Origin of the sequence: Chelativorans composti, assembly GCF_039541695.1 — a bacterium.
GTDB lineage: Bacteria > Pseudomonadota > Alphaproteobacteria > Rhizobiales > Rhizobiaceae > Chelativorans > Chelativorans composti.
Genome location: NZ_BAABGS010000020.1, coordinates 102,700 through 127,810 on the forward strand (window position 1 = coordinate 102,700; position 25,111 = coordinate 127,810).

General features: G+C 65.0%; 22 protein-coding genes. 14 read left to right on the forward strand and 8 right to left on the reverse strand.

Annotated features, from left to right (window positions below; all coding sequences use genetic code 11):
- Window positions 1–185: 185 nt before the first annotated feature.
- The 4 genes from ABD906_RS07935 to hemC form a co-directional block, all read right to left on the reverse strand.
- Entirely contained in the window at window positions 186–1,775 is a 1,590-nt protein-coding gene (locus ABD906_RS07935) for a heme biosynthesis protein HemY (protein ID WP_345098964.1), read from the reverse strand.
- Between the two features lie 11 nt (window positions 1,776–1,786).
- Entirely contained in the window at window positions 1,787–3,301 is a 1,515-nt protein-coding gene (locus ABD906_RS07940; protein WP_345098965.1) for a hypothetical protein, read from the reverse strand.
- 76 nt (window positions 3,302–3,377) lie between these two features.
- Window positions 3,378–4,109, reverse strand: coding sequence for a uroporphyrinogen-III synthase (locus ABD906_RS07945; protein ID WP_345098966.1), 732 nt, complete (start codon window positions 4,107–4,109; stop codon window positions 3,378–3,380).
- Between the two features lie 14 nt (window positions 4,110–4,123).
- The gene (gene hemC, locus ABD906_RS07950) at window positions 4,124–5,053 is read right to left on the reverse strand and encodes a hydroxymethylbilane synthase (RefSeq protein WP_345098967.1); all 930 of its coding nucleotides are present in this window, start codon (window positions 5,051–5,053) and stop codon (window positions 4,124–4,126) included.
- A 93-nt stretch (window positions 5,054–5,146) separates the two neighbouring features.
- Here hemC and tsaD point away from each other — a divergent pair, with 93 nt between their 5' ends.
- From tsaD to ABD906_RS07985, 7 genes are all read left to right on the forward strand, one after another.
- Window positions 5,147–6,235 carry a tRNA (adenosine(37)-N6)-threonylcarbamoyltransferase complex transferase subunit TsaD gene (tsaD, locus tag ABD906_RS07955; RefSeq protein ID WP_345098968.1) on the forward strand — a complete coding sequence of 363 codons (1,089 nt, stop codon included), beginning with the start codon at window positions 5,147–5,149 and terminating at the stop codon, window positions 6,233–6,235.
- Window positions 6,232–7,218, forward strand: coding sequence for an NAD(P)H-dependent glycerol-3-phosphate dehydrogenase (locus ABD906_RS07960; protein WP_345098969.1), 987 nt, complete (start codon window positions 6,232–6,234; stop codon window positions 7,216–7,218). The genes tsaD and ABD906_RS07960 overlap by 4 nt, the downstream gene beginning before the upstream one ends.
- A gap of 12 nt (window positions 7,219–7,230) precedes the next feature.
- Window positions 7,231–7,521, forward strand: a complete 291-nt coding sequence (locus ABD906_RS07965; protein WP_345098970.1) for a YciI family protein — start codon at window positions 7,231–7,233, stop codon at window positions 7,519–7,521.
- Window positions 7,522–7,532: 11 nt separating this feature from the next.
- Window positions 7,533–7,961, forward strand: a complete 429-nt coding sequence (locus ABD906_RS07970; RefSeq protein ID WP_345098971.1) for an EVE domain-containing protein — start codon at window positions 7,533–7,535, stop codon at window positions 7,959–7,961.
- A 7-nt stretch (window positions 7,962–7,968) separates the two neighbouring features.
- On the forward strand, window positions 7,969–8,619 hold the full coding sequence (locus ABD906_RS07975; RefSeq protein WP_345098972.1) for a class I SAM-dependent methyltransferase: 651 nt from the start codon (window positions 7,969–7,971) through the stop codon (window positions 8,617–8,619).
- 169 nt (window positions 8,620–8,788) lie between these two features.
- Window positions 8,789–9,061: a helix-turn-helix domain-containing protein gene (locus ABD906_RS07980; protein ID WP_345098973.1), complete on the forward strand. Its 273-nt coding sequence runs from the start codon at window positions 8,789–8,791 to the stop codon at window positions 9,059–9,061.
- Between the two features lie 51 nt (window positions 9,062–9,112).
- Window positions 9,113–10,855, forward strand: a complete 1,743-nt coding sequence (locus ABD906_RS07985; RefSeq protein WP_345098974.1) for a SulP family inorganic anion transporter — start codon at window positions 9,113–9,115, stop codon at window positions 10,853–10,855.
- Here ABD906_RS07985 and ABD906_RS07990 read toward each other — a convergent pair.
- From ABD906_RS07990 to dapF, 4 genes are read right to left on the reverse strand one after another with little or no spacing between them, the layout of a single operon-like run.
- A complete protein-coding gene (locus ABD906_RS07990) occupies window positions 10,822–11,478 on the reverse strand; it encodes a septation protein A (RefSeq protein ID WP_345098975.1) in 657 nt (218 codons plus the stop codon). The two genes, ABD906_RS07985 and ABD906_RS07990, sit on opposite strands and share 34 nt — an antisense overlap.
- Window positions 11,479–12,810, reverse strand: coding sequence for a signal recognition particle-docking protein FtsY (gene ftsY, locus ABD906_RS07995; RefSeq protein WP_345098976.1), 1,332 nt, complete (start codon window positions 12,808–12,810; stop codon window positions 11,479–11,481).
- A 12-nt stretch (window positions 12,811–12,822) separates the two neighbouring features.
- Window positions 12,823–14,100: a tRNA (N(6)-L-threonylcarbamoyladenosine(37)-C(2))-methylthiotransferase MtaB gene (mtaB, locus tag ABD906_RS08000; protein WP_345098977.1), complete on the reverse strand. Its 1,278-nt coding sequence runs from the start codon at window positions 14,098–14,100 to the stop codon at window positions 12,823–12,825.
- Window positions 14,100–14,981, reverse strand: a complete 882-nt coding sequence (gene dapF / locus ABD906_RS08005; protein ID WP_345098978.1) for a diaminopimelate epimerase — start codon at window positions 14,979–14,981, stop codon at window positions 14,100–14,102. Before dapF ends, mtaB begins: the two co-directional genes overlap by 1 nt.
- 372 nt (window positions 14,982–15,353) lie before the next feature.
- On the opposite strand from dapF, the gene ABD906_RS08010 reads away from it, so the two are divergent.
- The 7 genes from ABD906_RS08010 to odhB all read left to right on the forward strand — a co-directional run bounded on the left by ABD906_RS08010 (window position 15,354) and on the right by odhB (window position 24,991).
- Window positions 15,354–15,881, forward strand: a complete 528-nt coding sequence (locus ABD906_RS08010) for an AprI/Inh family metalloprotease inhibitor (RefSeq protein WP_345098979.1) — start codon at window positions 15,354–15,356, stop codon at window positions 15,879–15,881.
- Between the two features lie 104 nt (window positions 15,882–15,985).
- Window positions 15,986–17,155, forward strand: a complete 1,170-nt coding sequence (gene zapE / locus ABD906_RS08015) for a cell division protein ZapE (RefSeq protein WP_345098980.1) — start codon at window positions 15,986–15,988, stop codon at window positions 17,153–17,155.
- Window positions 17,156–17,395: 240 nt separating this feature from the next.
- Window positions 17,396–18,361, forward strand: a complete 966-nt coding sequence (gene mdh / locus ABD906_RS08020) for a malate dehydrogenase (RefSeq protein ID WP_345098981.1) — start codon at window positions 17,396–17,398, stop codon at window positions 18,359–18,361.
- Window positions 18,362–18,373: 12 nt separating this feature from the next.
- The gene (gene sucC, locus ABD906_RS08025) at window positions 18,374–19,570 is read left to right on the forward strand and encodes an ADP-forming succinate--CoA ligase subunit beta (RefSeq protein WP_345098982.1); all 1,197 of its coding nucleotides are present in this window, start codon (window positions 18,374–18,376) and stop codon (window positions 19,568–19,570) included.
- Window positions 19,571–19,665: 95 nt separating this feature from the next.
- Window positions 19,666–20,568, forward strand: coding sequence for a succinate--CoA ligase subunit alpha (gene sucD, locus ABD906_RS08030; RefSeq protein ID WP_345098983.1), 903 nt, complete (start codon window positions 19,666–19,668; stop codon window positions 20,566–20,568).
- 151 nt (window positions 20,569–20,719) lie between these two features.
- A complete protein-coding gene (locus ABD906_RS08035; protein ID WP_345098984.1) occupies window positions 20,720–23,698 on the forward strand; it encodes a 2-oxoglutarate dehydrogenase E1 component in 2,979 nt (992 codons plus the stop codon).
- A gap of 30 nt (window positions 23,699–23,728) precedes the next feature.
- Complete coding sequence (odhB, locus tag ABD906_RS08040; protein ID WP_345098985.1) at window positions 23,729–24,991, forward strand: 2-oxoglutarate dehydrogenase complex dihydrolipoyllysine-residue succinyltransferase; 1,263 nt, start codon at window positions 23,729–23,731, stop codon at window positions 24,989–24,991.
- Window positions 24,992–25,111 lie beyond the last annotated feature (120 nt).

Consider the following 25,111-nt stretch of genomic DNA (forward strand, 5'->3'; position numbering starts at 1 on the left):
ACACCAAAATACTACCGTACTGTGTTCCATCCGGCACAGTAATAGCATCCCCGGCACCCCACGGGGATGCGAAAAGGACAATGCCGCCCCTCAGGCCTCCGGCAACCGGACCGGTCGGGAGCTCGCGGAATGCTCAAGCAGGCTGAGCTGCCCTTTCACGGGGCCCGGTACCCACCCTGAGCCGTTCAGAACAGCCCCAGACCCTTGGCAGGACGCGCCGGGGCCCCGTCCTCGGGGTCGGGACCGGGATCGTCCGGAATGATTGGCCGGAACGGGCTCTCATCCTCATCGCCCGGCGCCACATGATCGAGGATCACCGGCTTCACCGGCTGGTCCGGCTCCTTCTCTTCCGGAACCGGCCCCACGGCGGGAGCGGACGGCGGTTCATTGGAAGTGGCAGCCGGTTCTGCCTTTGCAGGCGGCTCGGGCGCCGCGGGCAGTGCGGGCGCAGCCTGAAGCGCGTCCTCGGCCTCGATCACATGGCCGATGCGCTCCATCGGCGCACGCCACTCGAATGCATCGAGCTTCCCAGTGACGGGAGACACGGGCGCCCATTCGTCCACCACCACGCCGTCTGCAACCCATGCCGGGTCCTGCGGGGCCCGGACAGCCTGAGATAGCCAATGCCGCATGCGGCCCTGATCGCCGGTCTCTGCTTCCTCGATGTCGGCAAGCAGCAGGAAAGCGCCCTCGCGGGGCGAGATGCGCACGGCAGCCTCGGCGGACGCACGGGCCTCGGCAAACTCCCCGGCGTCCAGGGCGGCGCGGGCGACGACCAGCTCGGATTCGACATGGTTGGGATGGAGGCGGCGCAGACGCCGCGCGCGCTCCAGGCGATCGTGGGTGGAATCGCCATGCCGCAAGTGGAGATACACCGCGGCCACGTCCGGATGGGGAATGCGCTTCCAGATGGCCTCCAGCACCTTGGCCGCCTTGCGGGTGTCGTTCAGGCGGATCGCGGCGCGGGCAAGCGTCACCGCGGCGGGGACAAAGTCCGGCTGAAGGCGGTTCGCCTCCTGCGCCAGCGCCTTCGCGCCAGCGGGGTCCGAATCCAGCTGTTCCAATGCCTTGGCCGTCAACAGAACAGCGCGCTGGCGGGCAATGACCTTCTTGTCCGCGGACGGTGCGCGGCCGCGCGCGTCGACCAGCGCAAGCGCACCGTCCCAGTCGCGCTCAATCGTCCGGGCTTCGAGAGCCGCATTGGCGGCCCAGCCGAGCTGAGGAGCGAGAGCGGCAGCCTGCGCTGCGAACTGACGGGCGGCCTCACGGTCGCCCAGGCGCTCGGCTTCCAGATAGAGACCGCGAAGGCCGAGCAAGCGGGTTTGCGGGTCTTTCGCCATGTTCCCGAAGCCCGCGCGGGCGGCCTCGAAGTCGCCCTCGAGCAGGGCCGCCTGGGCCTCGAGAAGGCGGATCAGCGGTTCGCGATCCGACGGGATCAGGCTTGCCGCCTGCTTGCCCATACGCCGCGCAAGGCCACCGTCGCCCGCACCGGCAGCGATCAGGCCGGTCGACAGCGCCTGGTAGCCACGGTCGCGGCGGCGGGCGCGGAAGTAGCGCGTGACGGTATGGGGGCTGCGCCAGATGCCGCGAATGATCCACCATAGGATCATCAGGGCGACGAACGCCGCCACCAGCATGACCGCCGCGGCCAGCAGAGTCACCTCATATTGATAGCCGCCGAAGGTGAGAACCAGGTCACCGGGACGCTCCGCAAGCCAGGCAAAGGCCAGGCCAAGCACAAAGACGATTGCCAGAAATACCAGTGTTCGGATCATCGAGCTGTCCTTCAGGCTGGCTTCAACGCCGTGGAGAGCGCCTTGTCGAGAATGTCGTCGGCAGCCTGCCTGGCCCGCAGCTTCGCGGCAAAGTCTACCCCCAGCGCCTTCATGTCATCCGGCAGCGACTCGTATTCGCGCAGCGCCGCAGCGAGGTCGCCACGCTGCACTGCCGCCTCCATCCGCGCCGCAATGGCCGAAGGCTGCTCGCCCGGTACCTCGCCCACCGGCCGCACCGTCACGATCGAGCGGATACTCGCCGTAAAGCGGTCCAAAAGGCCGGCCGACTCCGGGACCGCGCGTTCCGCCGCCGCGATCCGGCTCGCGAGTTTCGAGGCTTCCTCGCCAAGCGTCGCAAGCGCGGGAATGCCGCTGTCCGCATAAGGGCGGAGAGGCTCCAGTTCGGAAGCATTGCTGGCAAGCGCCGAATAGGTTTCCAGCTCGGAGGCAAAGGGCGCGCCACGCTCAATCGCGGATTTCAGGGACGAAGCAGCAACGACCACCGCCACCTTCGGCCCGTCGTCCTGACGGGCGACTTCCGCCGCGAGCTCGTCCACGCGAACCTGAAGGGAATTGAGACTCTCGGAGAGTTCGTCGTACCAGGTCGCCAGGCCGGAGACCTTCTGACCGGCCGCCTCTTCCGCGGCCTGCCTTGCGGCATCGGCGACGCCATTGACCGTCTGACGAAGATTGGCGATCTCCTGTTCGGCCGCCTGCAGACGATCACTGAATTCGGTTGCGGAACCCGCCTCAACCAGACGCTGCGGAAGCTCGGCAACGGAACGTTCCAGGTTCCCCAAACGCTGCTCGAACTCTGAAAGGGCCCTCGATTGGCCGCCGGACCCCTCCGTCTGGAGCCGCTGTTCCAGCGACTGCACCATGTCGCGCAGTTCTGAAATCTGCCGGCGCTCCGCGTCGAAGGAGGGCAGCGCCGGCTGGTTCGTGCGTAAATCGGCGATCTGGCCCTGCAGGGCGGCGATCTCATCACGAAGGGCTGCGGCGGCGCCCTGCTGTGCATTCAAGGCGGGCAGGACACCGGCATATTGCAGCCCCCCCACCGCCAAAAGCGCAACGATTCCGCCGATCATACCGCCCGCGATGGCGCTCCCAGCGGAACGGGCGGCCGTGGCCGGAGCAGGCTGCGGGCTTGCCCCGCGAGCCTTGTCGTCACTGGTTTCAGCGCCTCCATCGCCGCCATTGCCGCCACCATCCTCAGCGGGAGAGACATCGGCCAGCCCGGAAGCCTCGGCAGCAGATTCGGTGCGGTCGGAGGCAGGACCGGTTTCCGCTTCCACGGAAGAATTCGGCGCGGCACTCGCGTCCTCGGGTATCTGGTTGGGCTCCGTAGCGTGCGCGGACACATCCGGCTGGACCGAATCGGGCGCCTGAACCGAAGCAGGCCTTTCCCGCGATGGCTGCGCCCCGCTCGGCGCCTTGGGGGTTTCCTCCACCTTCACTGCCTCCAGATCAATCGTCACGGGCTCCCGCTTCGGGGTCGAGTGGCGTGTCCTAGGTGTCTTGGCCATTGGCAACTCCGCAGGCAGTTTGTCGTAGTTCCGTCCAAGCGGCTCTGCGCTTGCTCAAACGAGCGTATCCCATATTTCAATTAAAGTGAGGCAAATTCCCCGCCAGGGTGGAAAGCATGGCGTCCTCGTTCGGTTCCGGCGCGACCGCAGCACGGGCGCGCAGCGCCGCCGGAAGCTGTTCTCCAATCCGAGCCGACATGACGATAAATCGCGCCGTTTCAAACATGTGTGAGGTGCCTGCCCCCTCGATCAGGCGCAAGAATTCTTCCGCGGCATAGGCCGAATAAAGCAGCACGGCATCCACCGGTCCGGAGCCAAGAACGGCGGCGATTTCATCGTCCGAGGGGGATGCCGGGACGGTGTCGTAGACCTCGACAAGGCGGGGTGCGTAGCCCGAATCGCGCAGCCCCTGCTCAAGAACGCTGCGGCGAACCCGGCCGCAGAGAACAAGAATGCCGGCGCCAGGTGTCACCCGTTCGGCGATGACGCGATGGAGACCCTCGGCATCGCCCGCGCTCTCATCGACCACATTGAACCCTGCCTCGCACGCAACCGCAGCGGTGGCGCTGCCCACGGCGTAGGCCGGCAGGCCCGCGAGCGACCTCACCAGTTCAGGCGGGGCATGGCGGGCGGAGTTCGGACTGGTCAACGCGATGGCTGCGAAATCCGACGATTCGACAGACGGGATGGCAGGAAGCGATTCGATGCGCGTCAGCGGCAGGACCAGAGGCGTGAAGCCCATCCCGCGCACCTTCCGCGCCGTCTTCGACGCACCGGGTTCGGGACGGGTAATCAGAACGCGCGGCATGCAGCCTCCGGCAGTCAGCTCCAGCTCGTGAAGAAGTCCTCGCCGGCCATCTCGCGGATGCGGGCTCCGGCCTCGGCGCCAATCTGGCGGGCATCCGCCGCCGGGCCTTCGGCGGTGATCTCGTGGCGGCGGCCGCCGTCCGGCGTCAGAATCATGCCGCGGAAGCTGATTCGGTCGCCGCTCACGCGGGCAAGGCCAGCGATGGGCGTGCGGCAGGAACCATCAAGTGTGCCCAGGAAGGCGCGTTCGCACTCAAGTTCCGCGCCGGTGGCGGCGTGGTGGATGGGGGCAAGAAGCCTGGCAATGCGTTCGTCGCCGATCCGGTTCTCGATGCAGATGGCTCCCTGGCCCAGGGCGGGCGGGAAGTCCTCCGGATCCATGATCTCGGTGGCAACATGCTCCAGCTTCAGGCGCTTGAGGCCAGCAAGAGCCAGCATGGTGCCCTCGACCACGCCCTCTTCCAGCTTGCGCAGACGGGTCTGCACATTACCGCGGAAGACCTGCACGTCGAGGTCAGGGCGCAGACTGAGCGCCAGCGCCTGACGGCGCAGGGACGAGGTGCCAAGCTTCGCTCCCTTCGGCAGATCCATTAGGCGCTGCACAGAGCCGCCAATGAAGACATCGCGGACATCCTCACGCTCCAGGAAACAGGAGATTTCCAGCCCCTCCGGCAGGTAGGTCGGCATGTCCTTGGACGAATGGACGGCGATGTCGATGCGGCCGTCGTAGAGCGCCTCTTCCAGTTCCTTGGTGAATAGGCCCTTGCCTCCCACCTCCGCGAGCGCGCGGTCAAGAATGCGGTCACCGGTTGTGCTGATGACGACGATCTCAAAGGCCTCTTCCGGCAGGTTGTGCACCGCCATCAACCGGGTGCGGGTTTCCTCGGCCTGAGCCAGAGCCAGGGCGCTTCCGCGCGTTCCAATTCTCACCAGATCGGTTTGCATAAGGCGACGTCCGTGATAACCCGCTACTCGAAAAAGGTCGGTCCATCACTAATAGGGTTCGATCACATCGGCAACAAGGACAGGCTGGGCCTAATGACGCGCGTACTGGGCATCGAGACGAGTTGCGACGAGACCGCCGCTTCCGTTGTGGAGCGCGGAGCGGACGGCCAGCCGCGCATTCTTTCCAGCGTCGTGCTGAGCCAGATCGAGGAGCACGCGGCCTTCGGCGGCGTGGTGCCGGAGATCGCCGCGCGCGCCCATGTGGAGGCGCTGGACGGGGTGATCGAAGCGGCGCTGATGGAAGCGGGCGTCACGCTCGACGAGGTTGACGCCATTGCAGCCACGGCGGGACCGGGCCTCATCGGCGGGCTCATTGTCGGCGTGACCATGGCGAAGGCGATCGCTGCGGCGAAAAACAAGCCCTTTCTTCCCATCAACCATCTGGAAGGCCATGCGCTGACTGCGCGGCTGACGGATCATGTCGATTTTCCGTTCCTGCTGCTGCTCGTTTCCGGCGGGCACACGCAGATCCTGCATGTGGCCGGGCTCGGAAAATATGAGCGGTGGGGCACGACGATCGACGACGCGTTGGGCGAGGCCTTCGACAAGACGGCGAAGCTGCTGTCTCTGCCCTACCCCGGCGGGCCAAATGTGGAAAAGGCCGCAGCGCAGGGTGATCCGAAGCGGTTTGCCTTCCCCCGTCCGATGAAGGGCGAGGCAAGGCTCGACTTTTCCTTCTCCGGCCTCAAGACCGCCGTGCGGCGGGCGGCGACGGAACTCGCGCCGCTGTCGCAGCAGGACATCGCCGACATCTGCGCTTCGTTCCAGAAGGCTGTCACCGAGACGCTCTCAGACCGGGTGGCGCGCAGCCTCGAACGTTTCCAGACCCTTCATCCCGAGATCGCGGAGCCGCATCTGGTGGTGGCAGGGGGCGTGGCAGCCAACCAGGCGATTCGGACGGAACTCGACCGGCTCTGCCGCGAGCACGGATTCACCCTCATCGCACCACCCATGAAGCTTTGCGGCGACAATGCCGCGATGATCGCGTGGGTGGCGGTGGAGCAGCTGGACGCCGGGCTCGCCGAACCCGATTCGATGGCCTTCGCGCCACGTCCGCGATGGCCGCTTGACCAATCTTCGGCGCCGGTATTCGGTGCCGGGAAAAAGGGAGCCAAGGCGTGAGTCCACAGCGCAAGATTGCAGTCCTTGGCGGGGGCGCGTGGGGTACGGCGCTCGCCGCGAACAGCCGCCGCGCCGGGCATGAGGTGACGCTCTACGCGCGCAACGCCGACACCGTGGCGGAGATCAACGGGGCGCGGACGAACAGCCGCTATCTCGGCGACGTGGTGCTGCCGGACGGCATCCGGGCCTCCACCGATGCGGCCGAGGTGCTCGACCGGGCAGATATCGTGCTCGCCGTCATTCCCGCCCAGTCGCTCGGGGGAGCGCTCAAGGAACTGCGTCCCGCCGTCCCGGTGGAGGCACCGGTGGTACTCTGTGCCAAGGGCATCGAGCGGACGACCGGACGGCGCATGTCGGAAGTGGCGCGCGACAGCCTGCCCGAACACCGGATCGGCATCCTTTCAGGCCCGAGCTTTGCGGCGGACGTGGCGCGCGGCCTGCCGACGGCCGTGACGGTCGCCACCGAGGACGAAAGCGTGGCCGCCTCACTGGCCCGCGCGCTCTCCGGCCCCGCCTTCCGCTGCTATTCCAGCGTGGACGTGACCGGCGTGGAACTCGGCGGGGCGATCAAGAACGTGCTCGCCATCGCTGCGGGGGCCAGCACCGGCCGCGGCTTCGGCGCGAGCGCGCAGGCGGCCCTCATCACGCGCGGGTTCGCAGAGCTTCGCCGGCTCGGCAAGGCGGTCGGCGCGCGGGCGGAAACCATCATGGGGCTATCGGGACTCGGCGACCTGATGCTCACCTGCTCCTCGCCACAGTCCCGCAACTATTCCTATGGCCTGGCCCTCGGCAGGGGCGAGGATCTCAGCGGCCGTCCGCTGGCCGAGGGCGTGGCGACCGCGCCCATTGCCTCCGAACTGTGCGAGCGCCTTTCGGTCAAGGCTCCGATCATCGACGCGACGGCCGCCTTGCTGGACGGAAAGATCACCATTGACGAGGCCGTCGAGGCGCTGCTGCGCCGGCCACTCAAATCCGAAGACTGAGGGGAGACACCAATGCTTTTCACGATCATCTCCAAGGACAAGCCCGACAGCCTGGACCTCCGGCTCCAGACCCGGCCCTCGCATCTCGAGTACATCAAGAGCCTCGGCGACGCGGTGAAGCTCGGAGGCCCATTCCTCGACGAGAACGGCAAGCCCTGCGGCAGCCTGGTCATCGTGGAAGGGGACAACATCGAGGGGGCTCGGGAAATCGCCAGCAACGATCCGTATACCAAGGCGGGCCTGTTCGCCTCGACCGAGATCAGCGCCTGGAGCTGGACTGTCAAGAACCCCGAGAACGCCTGAGGACGGACACTATGGCTTACTGGCTGTTCAAGTCGGAGCCCGACGCCTGGTCGTGGGAGCAACAGAAGGCGAAGGGAGCGGAAGGCGAGGAATGGACGGGCGTGCGCAACTACCAGGCGCGCAATTTCATGCGCCAGATGAAGCTCGGCGACAAAGGCTTCTTCTACCACTCCAACAAGGGGCTGGAGATCGTCGGCATCGTCGAGGTCTGCAAGGAAGCCCATCCGGATTCCTCATCCGATGATCCGCGCTGGGAATGCGTGGACGTGCGCGCCGTGTGCGACATGCCGAAGCCGGTGAAGCTCGCCGACATCAAGGCGAACCCCAAGCTCTCCAAGATGTCGCTCGTCACCTCCTTCAGGCTGTCGGTACAGCCCGTGACCGAGGACGAATGGATCGAGGTCTGCCGCATGGGCGGGCTCGACCCCAAGAGCATCTGAGGACCGCATGATCACTCCGGACGGCGCGCGCGAGTTCATCCTGGCGAACACCGCCTTGCAGGCGCCGCCGCACGTCCCGGAGATCCGGTTGCATCTCGCACACGAAGCCTTCGATCTCTGGCACAAGACGGAGGAAGAGCTGGAGGCAGCCGGGGTGCCGCCGCCCTTCTGGGCCTTCGCCTGGGCAGGCGGACAGGGGCTTGCCCGCTATGTGCTCGACCATCCCGAGACCGTGCGTGGCAAACGGGTGCTGGATTTCGCGAGCGGCTCCGGCCTGGTTGCGATTGCAGCCTGCAAGGCAGGTGCGGCTGCCGTCACCGCCACGGACATTGACCCGTTCGCGATCGTTGCCTGCCGGGTGAACATGGAGGCCAACGGCGTACAGTTCGCCGTCACGGACGAGGACTGCATCGGCCGCACGGAGGGCTTCGACGTGCTGCTGGCCGGCGACGTATTCTACGAAAAGCCGATGACCGACCGGCTGCTGCCCTGGTTCGGCGAACTGCGCCAGAGAGGCATCGAGGTTCTGGTCGGCGACCCCGGCCGGGCCTATCGCCCCAAGGACGGGCTCGAGGAACTGGCCGTCTATTCGGTGCCCGTCACCCGCGCGCTGGAAGACGCCGAGGTCAAGCGCACCACCGTCTGGCGTTTCATCTGAGGAAAAGCCGCATGGAATCAATGACATGGCGAGCTATCGCGCCGGCCAACGGGCGAACTTCTGCGCGGATGGCTCAAACACCACCATTCCAACTTAAAACAGAAACACTGATGTTCTAGACATCAGCATTTGAACTTGTTATATCACCCGTATTCGACGAGAGCGCCTTATGATCACCGCTGCACAGCTACGCGCCGCCCGCGCGCTTCTGGGAATTGACCAGAAGACGCTCGCCGAAATGGCCGGAGTATCGCTTCCGACCATCCAGAGGATGGAAGCGAGCGAGGGAAACGTTCGCGGTGTCGTGGACACCCTGACAAAGGTCATCGAGGCATTAGACGCAGCTGGCGTGGAACTCATTGGAGAGAATGCGCCCAGCACGGGCAGCGGACGCGGCGTTCGCCTGAAGGAAGCCTCTGTGGCTCGGGGCGTCGACAACTGATGCGGGACAGGCCGCTGTCATGCACCCTGCCCCGCAAATCTGGGGCGAAGCATGGTAGCGCGCACGCAAAACGCTGGTTTCATTGAACTTTTCACACCAAAGCTGATTACCGTCCTGCGGGAAGGCTATTCCCTCGACAAGCTGAGGGCCGATGCGATCGCCGGCATTACCGTGGCGATCATCGCACTGCCGCTCTCCATGGCGATCGCGATCGCCTCGGGCGTGTCGCCGGAGCGGGGTCTCTACACGTCGATCATCGGCGGTTTTCTCGTCTCGGCGCTGGGCGGCAGCCGGTTCCAGATCGGCGGACCGGCAGGCGCGTTCATCGTGCTGGTGCTCGCCACGGTGCAGGCTTACGGGCTCGATGGGCTGATCCTGGCGACGTTCCTGTCCGGCTTCATGCTGATGGCGATCGGCTACCTACGCCTCGGCACCTTTATCAAGTACATTCCCTATCCGGTAACGGTGGGCTTCACCGCCGGCATCGCGGTTATCATTCTGTCGAGCCAGCTTAAGGACTTCTTCGGTCTGACGCTGCCTGAGCCGGAGCCGGGCCCGCTGCTGCCGAAGCTGCAGGTACTCACGGCCGCGCTGCCCACCATGAACATTGCGACCGTCACGCTGGCGGTTCTGTCGGTGGCACTGATCGTCGTCCTGCGCAAGTACAAGCCGCACTGGCCAGGATTCCTGATCGCCGTGGCCGCGGCCACGCTGGTCGCCTGGAGACTGGACCTGCCGGTCGAAACCATCGGCACCCGCTTCGGCGGCATTCCGCAGTCCCTGCCGATGCCGCAGCTTCCCGACCTTTCGATGCACAAGGTGCTCGAGGTGCTCCCGGCAGCCGTGTCGTTCACGCTGCTCGGCGCGATCGAAAGTCTGCTCTCCGCCGTGGTGGCCGACTCGATGAGCGGCGGCCGGCACCGCTCGAACTGCGAGCTGGTGGCGCAGGGCGTCGCCAACATCGGCTCGGCGCTGTTCGGCGGCATCTGCGTGACGGGCACGATCGCCCGCACCGCCTCCAACATCCGCGCGGGCGCGCGCAGCCCGATCTCGGGCATGCTGCACTCGCTGTTCCTGCTCGTCTTCATGCTGGTGGCAGCACCGCTCGCCTTCTACATTCCGCTGGCGGCACTCGCGGCTATCCTGGTGGTCGTGTCGTGGAACATGGCCGAACGGCACCAGTTCGCCGCCCTCGTGCGCAGCTCGAAGGGCGATGCGGTGGTGGTCATCCTCACCTTCCTGCTGGTTATCTTCCGCGACCTCACCGAGGGCATCGTCATCGGCTTTGCCATCAGCGCCCTCTTGTTCCTGCACCGCATGTCCACCTCGGTCTCGGTGCAAAGCGATTCCCATGCGCTCATCGATGCCGACGAGGCCGACACGGTCGGGGGCAGCCACCGCTACTCGCAGGATATCCGCACCGCCGAGGACATCGTCGTCTACAAGATCTCCGGTGCGTTCTTCTTTGGTGCTGCGGCCAGCGTCGGCAGCGTTCTGGACCGCATCGGCGAGGCGCCGAAGGCCTATGTGATCGACTTGTCGGAGGCGAGCCTGCTTGATTCCACGGGCGCTTCGACCATCAAGGGCTTCGCGACCAAGGCCGGACGGCGAGGCGCGAAAGTCTATCTGGTGGGCGCGACCCCGCAGGCGCGGCGGCTGTTGCATGTGCAGGGCGTGCGCGAACCGGAGGTGAGCTTCGAGGCGACGGTTGCGGCAGCCATCGAGGCGGCCCGGAAGGCGCAGGCGGACGGACTCAAAGCTCAGGAGTCGGCGCGGGAGTCGTCCACCGTGTGACGCATGATCAGGGGCATCTGGCTCATCGTGAAGATGATCGTGATGGGCATGATCCCCCAGACCTTGAAGGCAACCCAGGTATCTGTCGAGAAGGTCCGCCACACCACTTCATTGGCGACAGCCAGGAAGATGAAGAACAGGCCCCAGCGGAGGGTAAGTTTGCGCCAGCCTCCCGCGTCCAGCTTGAAGGCCGAGTCGAAGACATAGCCCAGCAGCGACTTGCCGAAGGCAAGGCCACCCAGCAGCACCGCCGCGAACAGGGCGTTGACGATGGTGGGCTTCATCTTGATGAAGGTCTCGTTCTGCAGGAAGAGCGTCAGCGCCCCGAAGACGAAGACCACGATGCCCGACACCAGCGGCATGATGGGCAGGGTGCGGGTGAGCAGCCACGAGGCGAGCAGCGCGACGCCCGTCGCCACCATGAAGAGCGCGGTGGCGATGAAAATGGGACCGCCGAGCGAAGCCAGCGCCGGCAACTTCTCCGCAATCCATTCCCCGCGCGAATTGGCGAAGAAGAAGACCAGCAGCGGCCCGAGCTCCAGTGCGAGCTTCAGGAGCGGGTTGATCTCCTGGCGCTTGGGATCGGCGGCAGGGTCACGCTCGAAAATGGTCTTGTCGCTCATTCATGCCACTCCCGCGATGGCCTTGGCGAAATCGCCGGCCGAGAAAGGTTCCAGATCGTCGATGCCCTCACCCACGCCGATGAAGTGGACGGGCAGCTTGTGCCTGGCGGCGATGGCGACAAGGATGCCGCCGCGCGCGGTGCCGTCCAGCTTGGTCATCACCAGGCCGGTAACGCCCGCAACATTGCGGAAGATTTCGACCTGATTGAGGGCATTCTGCCCCGTCGTCGCATCAAGCGTCTGCAAGACAGTGTGAGGCGCTTCCGGATCATGCTTGCCGAGCACGCGCACGATCTTGGCGAGCTCCGCCATAAGCTCGGCCTTGTTCTGCAGGCGGCCGGCGGTATCGATGATGAGCACATCGGAACCTGATGCCTTGGCACGCTCGTAAGCCTCGTAGGCGAGGCCCGCGGCATCCGCGCCGAGGCGTGAGGAGACAACCTCGGAGCCCGTGCGCTCACCCCAGATCTTGAGCTGTTCGATGGCCGCGGCGCGGAAGGTGTCGCCCGCAGCGAGCGTGACCTTCAGGCCGCCGGCGGTGAGCTTCGCCGCGAGCTTGCCGATGGTGGTTGTCTTGCCGGTGCCGTTGACGCCGACGACGAGGACCACGTGCGGCTTGTGTGAGAGGTCAAGTTCCAGGGGCTTGGCCACCGGGGCCAGTACCTTCTCTATCTCGGCGGCCATGACGGCCTGCACCTCGGCGCCGGTGATGTCCTTGCCATAGCGGCCGGAAGCAAGTGTGTCGGTGATGCGCATCGCCGTTTCCATGCCGAGATCGGCGCGCAACAGCACATCCTCCAGTTCCTGCAGGGTGTCCTCATCCAGCTTCCGCTTGAGGAAGATGCCGGCAATGCTCTCGCGCAGTTCGCGGGAAGAACGGGACAGGCCCTCGCGCAGGCGCTGGAACCACGTCTTGCGCGGCTCCTCGACCGGAGCGGTCTGGTCTTCCTCGATCTTGGCTGCAACGGTTTCGGAGACAACGAGGCGCGCGGGCTGTCCCGTTTCCGGCGCGGATGCAGCCCCGACTGCTGTACTCGGGTCAACCTCGGCCACAGCCTCGGGCTCAGGCTCAGGCTCAGGCTCAGGCTCAGGCTCAGGCTCAGGCTCAGGCTCAGAAGCGGCGGGTTCAGACGCGGGTTCGCCCGTCAAGTCCGCTGGAGCGGACTCCGCTTCGGGTTCCGGCCGGGCGCGGGTTTCCAGCGGCGTGGGCGCTTCCGCCTCGGAAGGCGCTGCGGCCTCTTCCGGTGCAGGCTTTTCCGTCTCGGGCGCTGGCTTTTCCTCCGCCTCCGTCGTGCCGAACGAGAATACCTTCCTGATGAAGTCGAGTGCCATCAAACCCTACCTTCAAGCCGCGCGATCCAGCGCCGCGACCAGACGCTCACCATCATTGCCCTCGATCAGGGCCTCGACAATCTCCCCCGGCTCGCCGAACGGTACCGCAGCGAGGGTGAAACCTTCAGTCCGCCCGAGTCCTTCGCGCTCCACCAGGATGCGCTGGCGCGTGCCGGTGAGAGAGGCCAGATGCTTCCGATAGGCCCGGTCGCCCGCCTCGCGCAGACGCGCGGCGCGCTCTTTCACCACCTCGCGGGGCACCTGCGGCATGCGGGCTGCCGGGGTACCCTTGCGCGGGCTGAATGGGAAGACGTGGAGATGGGTCAGGCCGCATTCGTTAACGATGCGCAGCGAGTTTTCGAACATCTCTTCGGTCTCGGTGGGGAAACCCGCGATGATGTCAGCGCCAAACACGATGTCCGGGCGCAGGCGGCGGACTTCCTCGCAGAAGCGAATGGAATCGGCGCGCAGGTGGCGGCGCTTCATGCGCTTCAGGATCATGTCGTCGCCCGCCTGCAGCGAAAGGTGCAGATGCGGCATCAGCCGCTCCTCCTCGGCCAACGCGGCCATGAGTTCGGCATCGGCCTCGATTGAGTCGATGGAGGACAGGCGCAGGCGCTTCAGCTCCGGCACATTGCGCAGGATGGTGCGCACCAGCTTGCCAAGGCGCGGGCTGCCAGGAAGATCGGCGCCGAAGCTGGTCAGGTCCACGCCGGTCAAGACCACCTCGGCATAGCCGTTTTCGACCAGCTTGCGGACCTGGTCCACCACCGCGCCCATGGGCACCGAGCGGGAATTGCCGCGGCCATACGGAATAATGCAGAAGGTGCAACGGTGGTCACAGCCGTTCTGCACCTGAACGAAGGCGCGAGCCCTGCCCTCGATGGCCTCGACCATGTGGGAGGCCGTCTCGCGCACTTCCATTATGTCGTTGACGCGCACCTTCTCGAACTGATTCACGCCAAACTCAGGCAGTGCGCGGTAGCTCTGGGCCTTTAGCTTCTCCTCATTGCCGAGGATGAGGTCGACCTCTTCCATGGCCTCAAAGGTGCCAGGCTCGGTCTGCGCCGCGCAGCCGGTGACAATGATGCGCGCGTTCGGGTTCTCGCGGCGCGCCTTGCGGATCGCCTGCCGCGCCTGGCGAACCGCCTCGGCGGTCACCGCGCAGGTGTTGACGACGATAGCGCCGCCCTCGAGGGCGTCGAGACCGGCGGCGCCCGCCTCGCGCCTGATCACCTCGGATTCGTAAGTGTTCAGGCGGCAGCCGAATGTCAGGACTTCGATCGCCATCAGGCCGCGCCTTCCGTTTCCCGCTCCCACGCGCCAGTCGCAGGATCGAAGCGACCGGAGAATTCCCACTCGGCAGGGCCGGTCATGATGACGTGGTCGTCCTCGCGCCAGAAGATTTCCAGATCGCCGCCGGGCAGCGTGACCTTTACGCGGCGGCCGGTGCGGCCGGTGCGGGCGGCGCTGACGGCAGCCGCGCAGGCGGCGGAGCCGCAGGCGAGCGTGAGGCCCGCACCACGCTCCCAGGTGCGCATGGTGAGGGAGCTAGGGCTCGTTACCTGCGCGATGGTGATGTTGGCGCGCTCGGGAAAGATCGGGTGGTTCTCCAACATCGGGCCGAAGCGGTCGAGCGCATATTCGTTCACGTCCCTATCGACCCAGAAGATCGCATGGGGATTGCCCATGGAGGCGACGGAGGGCGAGTGCAGGACAGGCGCGTCGATCGGACCGATCTGCAACTCGATGCGGCGGGTATTTGCGAATTCCTCCGCGAGCGGGATGTCCTTCCAGCCGAAGCGGGGCTTGCCCATGTCTACCGAAATGAGGCCGTTCTCGTGCTCCTCGGCGGTGAGGATGCCCGCCTTCGTCTCAAAGGTGAAACTGGTGCGTCCGGTCTCGCCTGCCAACGCCTGCACGACACAGCGGGTGCCGTTGCCACAGGCCTGGGCCTGGCTTCCGTCGCAGTTCAAGATCTCGATATAATTGTCCGTGCCGGGGGTGACAGGGTCGTGGATGGCCATGATCTGGTCGAAGCGGGTGACCGGGTCCTCGGCCAGCGCGCGCGCAGCCTCCGGGGTGACGCGGTCCTTGCGTCCCCGCATGTCGGCAACAATGATGGCGTTGCCAAGCCCATTCATCTTCGCGAAACGCGCCAGTTCAACCATGACTGCACCTGTCCCGTTCGGGTCTGGGGCCTATATGGCGGATGATGTCGGAAAATACCAGTTCCACGTTTGCCCGCCAAAGTGCAACGAATGAAAATTCCCGGGCATGACCGACAGAAGCCGTGACGTGAACCGTCCAGGTCCGGAAACTGAAAGGCTTCACCGGACCGTTTCCAAACTGGCGGTACCGGCACGGAAAAAACTTCCTTATTCCCCACAATCCCGAGAGCTTGTCTTCCCAAATCTCCTTAACACATTGAATGCGGCGGAAGGCTCTTGTAAGAGTAACATAGACCCAAAGTTTGTGTTCATCCTGGGACTTGGACATTCTCTGGCCGGGGGCACAAGGACAGTACAGGTACGGAGAAGCGGATGTTCAGCACGAAATCCGGAATTTTTGTCGTTTCACTCCTTTCGCTCGCGCTGGCGGGCTGCGGTTCCAGCCGCTTTTCTCCGGCGCCTGCGGCGCCCCCGCCGCTGACGCCCGCCCCGTCCGGCACGGTCAGCAATACGCCACTGCCGCCCCCGTCATCGCCCACGGCACCCAATGCGTTCCCCGAAGCGCCTTCTCAGACGACCGACGTCGCCGCGCTCGAGCCGGGCGCCCCAGCCGCGGGTCCCGCCCTCATGCCGAGCAGTGTTGCCGGCGTGTGGAACGTGAACGTCGCGGGCCAGAATTGCCGTGTCGCCACGCCGCAAACCAAGTTCGGCCAGGGCTACCGCGCTGGCCCGCTGCGCTGCCCCGCCCCGCTTGACGGCGTGAAGTCGTGGAACGTCCAGGGCAGCCAACTGACGCTCTACAATGAAAACGGCGACGTTGTGGCCCGCCTGTCCTCCACCGGCAGCGGGTCCTTCAGCGGCCAGACGTCAATGGGCCAGCCGATATCGCTTTCCCGATAGGCGGAACGCCACCAGCCGGCACGGCGAAAATTTCGCGCGACATCGGGCAGCCTTCCCTGTATTGGGAGGCTGCCTGAAGCTTATATTGATGACGGAACTTGCCCATGAAAGTGCGTGATGGCCTGTCCACGCATCTCACGGTCGCGCAGCAATACGATCATCTGGTTGAAAAGGGAGCCATAAAGCGGGATCCGGCGCAGGAGCGCGTCGTCCGCGAGCTCGACCTGCTGGTCGATCGCATCCGCGAGAAGCGGATGGCGCGCAAATCCCGCGCGCTGGGCTGGCTGTTCGGCAAGGGCAAGAAGACCAACGAGCCCATCACCGGCCTCTACATCCACGGCGAGGTCGGACGCGGCAAGTCCATGCTGATGGACCTGTTCTACCAGATCGTGCCGGCCCGGGCGAAGCGGCGGGTCCACTTCAACGTGTTCATGGCGGACGTGCACGACCGGATCGCCCGGCACCGCCAGGCACTGAAGGACGGCAAGACGAAAGAGACGGATCCCATTCCGCCGGTGGCGGCGGAACTGGCGCAGGAAGCCTGGGTGCTGTGCTTCGACGAGTTCACCGTCACCGACATCGCAGACGCCATGATCCTCTCGCGCCTGTTCTCCAGCCTGTTCGAGAACGGCGTGGTGCTGATCGCCACCTCCAACGTCGATCCGGACGATCTCTACAAGGACGGCCTCAACCGCGGCCTTTTCCTGCCCTTCATCAAGATCCTGAAGGATCACGTGAAGGTGCTGCATCTGGCGGCGGACACCGACTACCGGATGGAAAAGCTCAACCGCCTGCCCGTCTACCTCACCCCGCTCGGGCCGGAGACCGAACGGATGATGGACCAGGCATGGGAAACCGTCGTGAACGGCCGGGAGGTCAGGACGGAGACGGTGACCGTCATGGGCCGCGGCATTCCGGTACCCCGGGCCGCGGGCGACGCTGCCCGCTTCAGCTTCGCCGAACTGTGCGAGGCCCCGCTCGGAGCGCGCGACTACCAGGCGCTCGTGGAGCGGTACAAGACCCTTTTCATCGACGACATTCCCGTCATGGACCTGCCGCAGCGGAATGCGGCCAAGCGTTTCATCCTGCTCGTCGACACGCTCTACGAAGCACGGACCCGCGTGGTGCTCTCGGCCGCCGCCGCGCCCGACCGCCTTTATATTGCCAAAACAGGAACCGAAAGTTTCGAGTTCGCACGCACGGCATCCCGACTGACCGAGATGCAGAGCGAGGAATGGCAGGAGACCAGCGCGGCAGCCGCCGCGGCCGGGTGACGGTTTTTTGAGCAAGCTTTACTCACAGATTAACATCGCAGCCGCAAAAACTCTTACGTTAACGTAAATCTGTACACTTCTAAACGATTGAAAAACTTACGTCCGAAATAATACGTTGAATTTTTGCAGCCAGCCCTATATGGCAGTTGGCTGAAACGGGAGGACATATTGTCTTTCCGCGTGCCGAAGTTTCTGCCTGTGCAGCCCCTGCCCAGGCGCGTCGCTAGAGGATTCGACTACATGGCTCGCAAGAAAATTGCTCTCATCGGTTCAGGCATGATCGGCGGTACGCTCGCCCATCTGGCTGGCCTCAAGGAACTTGGTGACGTCGTCCTGTTCGACATCGCCGAAGGCATTCCCCAGGGCAAGGGACTCGATATCGCCGAGTCTTCGCCGATCGATGGTTTCGATGCCAGCTATGTCGGCGCGAATGACTACTCGGCCATCGAAGGCGCGGATGTCTGCATCGTGACCGCCGGCGTGCCGCGCAAGCCCGGCATGAGCCGCGATGACCTGCTGGGCATCAACCTGAAGGTCATGGAGCTGGTGGGTGCCGGCATCAAGCAGTACGCCCCGAACGCCTTCGTCATCTGCATCACCAACCCCCTCGACGCGATGGTCTGGGCCCTGCAGAAGTTCTCGGGCCTGCCGGAGAACAAGGTTGTCGGCATGGCCGGCGTGCTTGACTCCGCCCGCTTCCGCTACTTCCTCGCCGAGGAGTTCAAGGTGTCCGTCAAGGACGTGACGGCCTTCGTGCTCGGCGGCCATGGCGACACGATGGTGCCGCTGACCCGCTACTCCACCGTCGCCGGCATCCCGCTCCCGGACCTCGTCAAGATGGGCTGGACCTCGCAGGAGAAGCTCGACCAGATCGTGCAGCGCACCCGTGACGGCGGCGCCGAAATCGTCAGCCTGCTCAAGACCGGCTCGGCCTACTACGCCCCGGCGGCGGCGGCCATCACCATGGCCGAGAGCTACCTCAAGGATCAGCGCCGTGTGCTGCCGTGCGCTGCCCACCTCAACGGCGAGTACGGCCTGAAGGACATCTATGTCGGCGTGCCGGTCATCATCGGCGCGAACGGCGTGGAGAAGGTCGTAGAGATCAACCTCGACGAGACCGAGCGCAAGATGTTCGACCATTCGGTCGACGCGGTGAAGAGCCTCTGCAGCGCCTGCGCCGAAATCGCCCCCAGCCTCAAGAAGTAGGATGTCAGCGGCATGAACATTCACGAGTATCAGGCCAAGCAGATTCTCAAGGGTTACGGCGCGCCGGTAGCCGAGGGCGTCGTCATCTTTTCCGCCGATGAGGCCGAGGCTGCCGCCAAGTCGCTTCCCGGCCCGCTTTACGTGGTCAAGAGCCAGATCCATGCCGGCGGTCGCGGCAAGGGCAAGTTCAAGGAACTCGGACCGGACGCCAAGGGCGGCGTCCGCCTCGCCAAGAGCGTCGAGGAAGTTGTCGCCAATGCGAAGGAGATGCTGGGCAGGACGCTGGTCACCGCCCAGACCGGTCCGGACGGCAAGCAGGTGAACCGCCTCTACATCGAGGATGGCGCCGACATCGACCGCGAGCTGTACCTGTCGCTGCTCGTTGACCGCAGCGTCGGCCGCGTCGCCTTCGTGGTCTCCACCGAGGGCGGCATGGACATCGAGCAGGTGGCGCACGATACGCCGGAGAAGATTCTGACGCTGCCGATCGACCCGGAGAAGGGCGTGACGGCGGATGACGTGGCCAAGCTGGTGGCGGCGCTGAAGCTCGAGGGCGAAGCCGCCAAGGACGGCGAGAAGCTGTTCCCGATCCTCTACCAGGCCTTCGTCGAGAAGGATATGAGCCTGCTCGAGATCAACCCGCTGATCGTGATGAAGAACGGCCGCCTGCGCGTCCTCGACGCCAAGGTGTCATTCGACAACAACGCGCTGTTCCGCCATCCGGAGATCCGTGAGCTGCGCGACACGACCGAGGAGGATCCGAAGGAGATCGAGGCCTCCAAGTGGGATCTGGCCTACGTGGCGCTCGACGGCAACATCGGCTGCATGGTCAATGGCGCCGGTCTCGCCATGGCCACGATGGACATCATCAAACTCTACGGCGCGGAGCCGGCGAACTTCCTCGACGTTGGCGGCGGCGCCAGCAAGGAGAAGGTCACGGCGGCGTTCAAGATCCTCACCGCCGATCCGGCCGTGAAGGGCATCCTCATCAACATCTTCGGCGGCATCATGCGCTGCGACGTAATCGCGGAAGGCGTGATTGCGGCGGTGAAGGAGGTCGGTCTGAAGGTACCGCTGGTCGTTCGACTGGAGGGCACGAATGTGGACCTGGGCAAGAAGATCATCAACGAGAGCGGGCTGAACGTGATTTCGGCCGACGATCTGGATGATGCGGCCCAGAAAATCGTCAAGGCAGTGAACGCAGCCTGAGCGCAACAGGCGGGCGCTTCCTCTTGAGTGAAGCGCCGGCGCCCCGCGAAGGCAGTCAATCGCCAGATCTGACAAGTTTCAAAGGACCGGAAATAATGTCCATCCTGATCAACAAAGACACCAAGGTTCTCGTCCAGGGCCTGACCGGCAAGACCGGCACCTTCCACACCGAACAGGCGCTGGCCTATTACGGCACGAAGATGGTCGGCGGTATCCATCCGGCCAAGGGCGGCGAGACCTGGACCTCGTCCAGCGGCCAGACGCTGCCGATCTTCTCATCCGTCGCCGAGGGCAAGGAGCGCACCGGCGCCGACGCCACGGTGATCTACGTTCCGCCGGCAGGCGCTGCCGACGCGATCATCGAGGCGATCGAGGCCGACATTCCGCTCATCGTCTGCATCACCGAAGGCATTCCGGTGCTGGACATGGTGCGGGTCAAGGCTCGCCTGGACCGCTCCAATTCGCGGCTCGTGGGCCCCAACTGCCCGGGCATCCTCACCGCCGAGGAATGCAAGATCGGCATCATGCCCGGCAACATCTTCAAGAAGGGTTCCGTGGGCATCGTCTCCCGCTCCGGCACGCTGACCTATGAGGCCGTCTTCCAGACGACCCGCGAGGGCCTCGGCCAGACAACGGCCGTGGGCATCGGCGGCGACCCGGTCAAGGGCACCGAGTTCATCGACGTGCTGGAGATGTTCCTTGCCGACCCGGCCACCGAGTCGATCATCATGATCGGCGAGATCGGCGGCTCGGCCGAGGAAGATGCCGCCCAGTTCCTGATCGACGAGGCCAAGCGCGGCCGCAAGAAGCCGATGGCCGGCTTCATCGCGGGCCGCACGGCTCCGAAGGGACGCACGATGGGCCACGCCGGCGCCGTCGTTTCCGGCGGCAAGGGTGATGCGGAAAGCAAGATTGCAGCCATGGAGCGCGCGGGCATCCGGGTGTCGCCGTCGCCGGCACGCATCGGGAAGACGCTCGTGGAAGCGCTCAAGGGCTGAGAACAAAAGACTTAGGGTGGAAACCAGGCAGAACGTTGCAAACCCGAAAACGCGAGCCTGCCCCGGATACCGGGGCAGGTCTCGGCTTTTTGGCGCAACGGCTGCAAACCGGCTCAAACAGGAGATCGGGCAACATCCCGGTTAGATCAAAATGGCACGGCAAGATCAGGCCAACGAAGTGTTCTCAATCACGTCTTTCCTCTATGGGGGTAATGCCGCGTACATCGAGGCATTGCATGCCGCTTACGAGAACGACCCCAATTCCGTGAGCGAAGACTGGCAGGCCTTCTTCAAGCAGCTGAAGGACGATGCCGAGGTCGTCAGGAAGAATGCCGAAGGCGCCTCCTGGAAGAAGAAGAACTGGCCTGTCACCCCGAATGGCGAACTGATTTCGGCACTCGACGGAAACTGGGGCGCCGTCGAAAACCACATCCGCACGAAGCTGGAGCAGAAGGCTTCCCAGACCGGCCAGACGGCAGAGCAGATCCGTCAGGCCACGACCGATTCCGTACATGCGATCATGATGATCCGCGCCTACCGCATGCGCGGGCATCTGCATGCCAATCTTGATCCGCTTGGCCTCGCCAAGCCGCTGGAGGACTACAACGAGCTGTCCCCGCAGGCCTACGGCTTCACCGAGGCGGATTTCGACCGTCCGATCTTCATCGACAACGTGCTCGGCCTCGAGTACGCCACCATCCGCCAGATGCTCGAGATCCTGCGCCGCACGTACTGCAGCACGATCGGCGTGGAGTTCATGCACATCTCCAATCCCGAGGAGAAGGCATGGATCCAGGAGCGTATCGAGGGCCCGAACAAGGGCGTCGAGTTCACGCCCAACGGCAAGCGTGCCATCCTGCAGAAGCTGATCGAGGCGGAAGGGTTCGAGCAGTTCTGCGATACCAAGTTCAAGGGCACGAAGCGCTTCGGCCTGGACGGCGGTGAGGCGCTCATCCCTGCGCTCGAGCAGATCATCAAGCGCGGCGGCCAGATGGGCCTCAAGGAGATCGTTCTCGGCATGGCCCACCGCGGCCGCCTGAACGTGCTCTCCCAGGTGATGGGCAAGCCGCACCGCGCCATCTTCCACGAGTTCAAGGGCGGCTCTTTCACGCCCGATGAAGTGGAAGGCTCAGGCGACGTGAAGTACCATCTCGGCGCCTCGTCCGACCGCGAATTCGACGGCAACAAGGTGCACCTGTCGCTGACGGCAAATCCGTCGCACCTCGAGATCGTCGACCCGGTCGTGATGGGCAAGGCCCGCGCAAAGCAGGACCAGCTCTACGGCCGCAAGCGCGACGAGATCGTGCCGCTCTCCGAGCGCGCCAAGGTCATGCCGCTGCTCATCCACGGTGACGCGGCCTTCGCCGGCCAGGGCGTGGTCGCCGAGTGCATGGGCCTCTCCGGCCTGCGCGGCCACCGCGTTGCCGGCACGGTCCACTTCATCATCAACAACCAGATCGGCTTCACCACGAACCCGTACTTCTCGCGCTCGTCCCCCTACCCGTCCGACGTCGCGAAGATGATCGAGGCGCCGATCTTCCACGTGAACGGCGATGATCCGGAAGCCGTGGTGTATGTCGCCAAGATCGCTACCGAGTTCCGGCAGATCTTCCACAAGTCGGTCGTGATCGACCTGTTCTGCTACCGTCGCTTCGGTCACAACGAAGGCGACGAGCCGTCCTTCACGCAGCCGATCATGTACCGGAAGATCCGGTCGCATCCGACCACGGCGCAGCTCTATGCCAAGAAGCTGATCGAGGAAGGTCTCCTCACCCAGGAGGAGGTCGACGGCATGCGCGCCGAGTGGCGTGCCAAGCTGGAGGCGGAGTTCGAGGCGAGCCAGTCCTACAAGCCCAACAAGGCTGACTGGCTGGATGGCGCCTGGACCGGTCTGCGCACGGCCGACGAGGCGGACGAGACGCGCCGCGGCAAGACGGCCGTTCCGCTCAAGACGCTGAAGCAGATCGGCAAGAAGCTCACGGAGATACCGGAAGGCTTCGAGGTTCACCGGACGATCGCGCGCTTCCTGGAGAACCGGCGGCAGATGATCGAGACCGGCGAGGGCATCGACTGGGCGACCGCCGAGGCGCTCGCCTTCGGCTCGATCCTGCTCGAAGGCAACCCGGTGCGCCTGTCCGGCCAGGATTCCGAGCGCGGTACGTTCTCGCAGCGTCATTCGGTGCTCTACGACCAGAAGGACGAGAGCCGTTACATCCCACTCAACAACCTCGGACCGCAGCAGGCCTACTACGAAGTCATCAACTCGATGCTGTCGGAAGAGGCGGTGCTGGGCTTCGAGTACGGCTACTCGCTGGCCGAGCCGCGCGCGCTCACGTTGTGGGAAGCGCAGTTCGGCGACTTCGCCAACGGCGCCCAGGTCGTGTTCGACCAGTTCATCTCATCCGGCGAGCGCAAGTGGCTGCGCATGTCCGGCCTCGTTTGCCTGCTGCCGCACGGCTATGAGGGCCAGGGTCCGGAGCACTCCTCGGCACGCCTGGAGCGCTTCCTCCAGCTGTGCGCTGAGGACAACATGCAGGTGGCCAACGTCACAACGCCGGCCAACTACTTCCACATCCTGCGCCGGCAGCTGAAGCGCGACTTCCGCAAGCCGCTGATCCTGATGACGCCGAAGTCGCTGCTGCGCCACAAGCGCTGCGTGTCGACGCTGGCGGAAATGTCGGGCGAGTCGACGTTCCACCGACTGCTGTGGGACGACGCCGAGTATCTGAAGGACCAGAAGATCAAGCTGCAGAAGGACAACAAGATCCGGCGCGTCGTGCTCTGCACCGGCAAGGTCTACTACGACCTGTACGAGGAGCGCGAGAAGCGCGGCATCGACGACATCTATCTGCTGCGCGTCGAACAGCTCTATCCGTTCCCGGCTCGGGCGCTGATCAACGAGCTGTCGCGCTTCAAGAACGCAGAGATCGTCTGGTGCCAGGAGGAGCCCAAGAACATGGGCGCCTGGACCTTCATCGAACCGTACCTGGAGTGGGTCCTGCAGCACATCGATGCGAAGTACAAGCGGGCGCGGTATGCTGGCCGCCCGGCCTCCGCATCGCCTGCGACGGGCCTCATGTCCAAGCATCTGGAGCAACTCGCCGCCCTGCTGGAAGACGCACTGGGCTGATCGTCGAGACCGAGCGAACGGAACCTGACCATGACAACCGAAATTCGCGTACCTACCCTTGGAGAATCCGTATCGGAGGCCACCGTCGGCCGCTGGTACAAGAAGGTTGGCGACACGATTGCCGCGGATGAGCCGATCGTCGAGCTCGAGACCGACAAGGTCACCGTCGAGGTGCCCGCTCCCGCCGCCGGCGTGCTGCAGGAGATCGTCGCCAAGGAAGGCGACACCGTGGCCCTGAACGGCCTGCTGGGCACGATCGCAGAGGGGGCTGCCGCCCCCGCCGCCAAGCCCGAGGCCATCGCACAGGCCGCCGGCGCTTCCGCCGCCAGCACGACCGCCGAGGCGATCGAAAAGACCGCGGCACAGTCCGGCCAACCGCCGATCGAGCCGCGTGACCGGCCGCCCGCACCGTCGGCCGCCAAGCTCATGGCCGAGAACAACCTGTCGGCTGACCAGGTGGCGGGGTCCGGCAGGGAAGGCCAGATCCTCAAGGGCGACGTGCTCGCGGCCATCGCGAGCGGCGCAAGCGCTGCGGCTTCCGCCCCGGCGGCGGCTCCGCAGGCTCCGCGCGCCCCGTCGGCGCCCGAGGATGCCGCCCGCGAGGAGCGGGTGAAGATGACCCGCCTGCGCCAGACGATCGCGCGCCGCCTCAAGGACGCGCAGAACACGGCCGCCATGCTCACCACCTTCAACGAGGTGGACCTGAGCGCGGTGATGGATCTGCGCAAGAAGTACAAGGACCTGTTCGAGAAGAAGCACGGCGTGAAGCTCGGCTTCATGGGCTTCTTCACCAAGGCCACCTGCTATGCGCTGAAGGAGATCCCGGCGGTGAACGCCGAGATCGATGGCACGGACATCATCTACAAGAACTACTGCCACATCGGCGTGGCCGTCGGCACCGACAGGGGCCTGGTGGTGCCGGTGGTGCGCGATGCCGACCAGATGTCCATCGCCGAGATCGAGAAGGAAATCGCCCGTCTCGGCCAGGCTGCCCGCGACGGCAAGCTCTCCATGGCTGACATGCAGGGCGGCACCTTCACCATCTCCAACGGCGGTGTCTACGGCTCGCTGATGTCTACGCCGATCCTGAATGCGCCGCAGTCGGGCATCCTCGGCATGCACAAGATCCAGGAGCGCCCGGTGGTGGTGGGCGGCCAGATCGTCATCCGTCCGATGATGTACCTGGCGCTGAGCTACGACCACCGCATCGTCGACGGCAAGGAAGCCGTGACCTTCCTCGTGCGCATCAAGGAAGTGCTCGAGGATCCGGAGCGCCTGGTCCTCGACCTCTAACCCGCAATACGGTTACACTGGAAATCCCCGGCGCGGACCCGCGGCGGGGATTTTTGGAACGGGCCCTGCGGGCCGAACCGGAGCGGTTCCGGGAAAAGCGAGGAAACCGGTTCTCCGTCC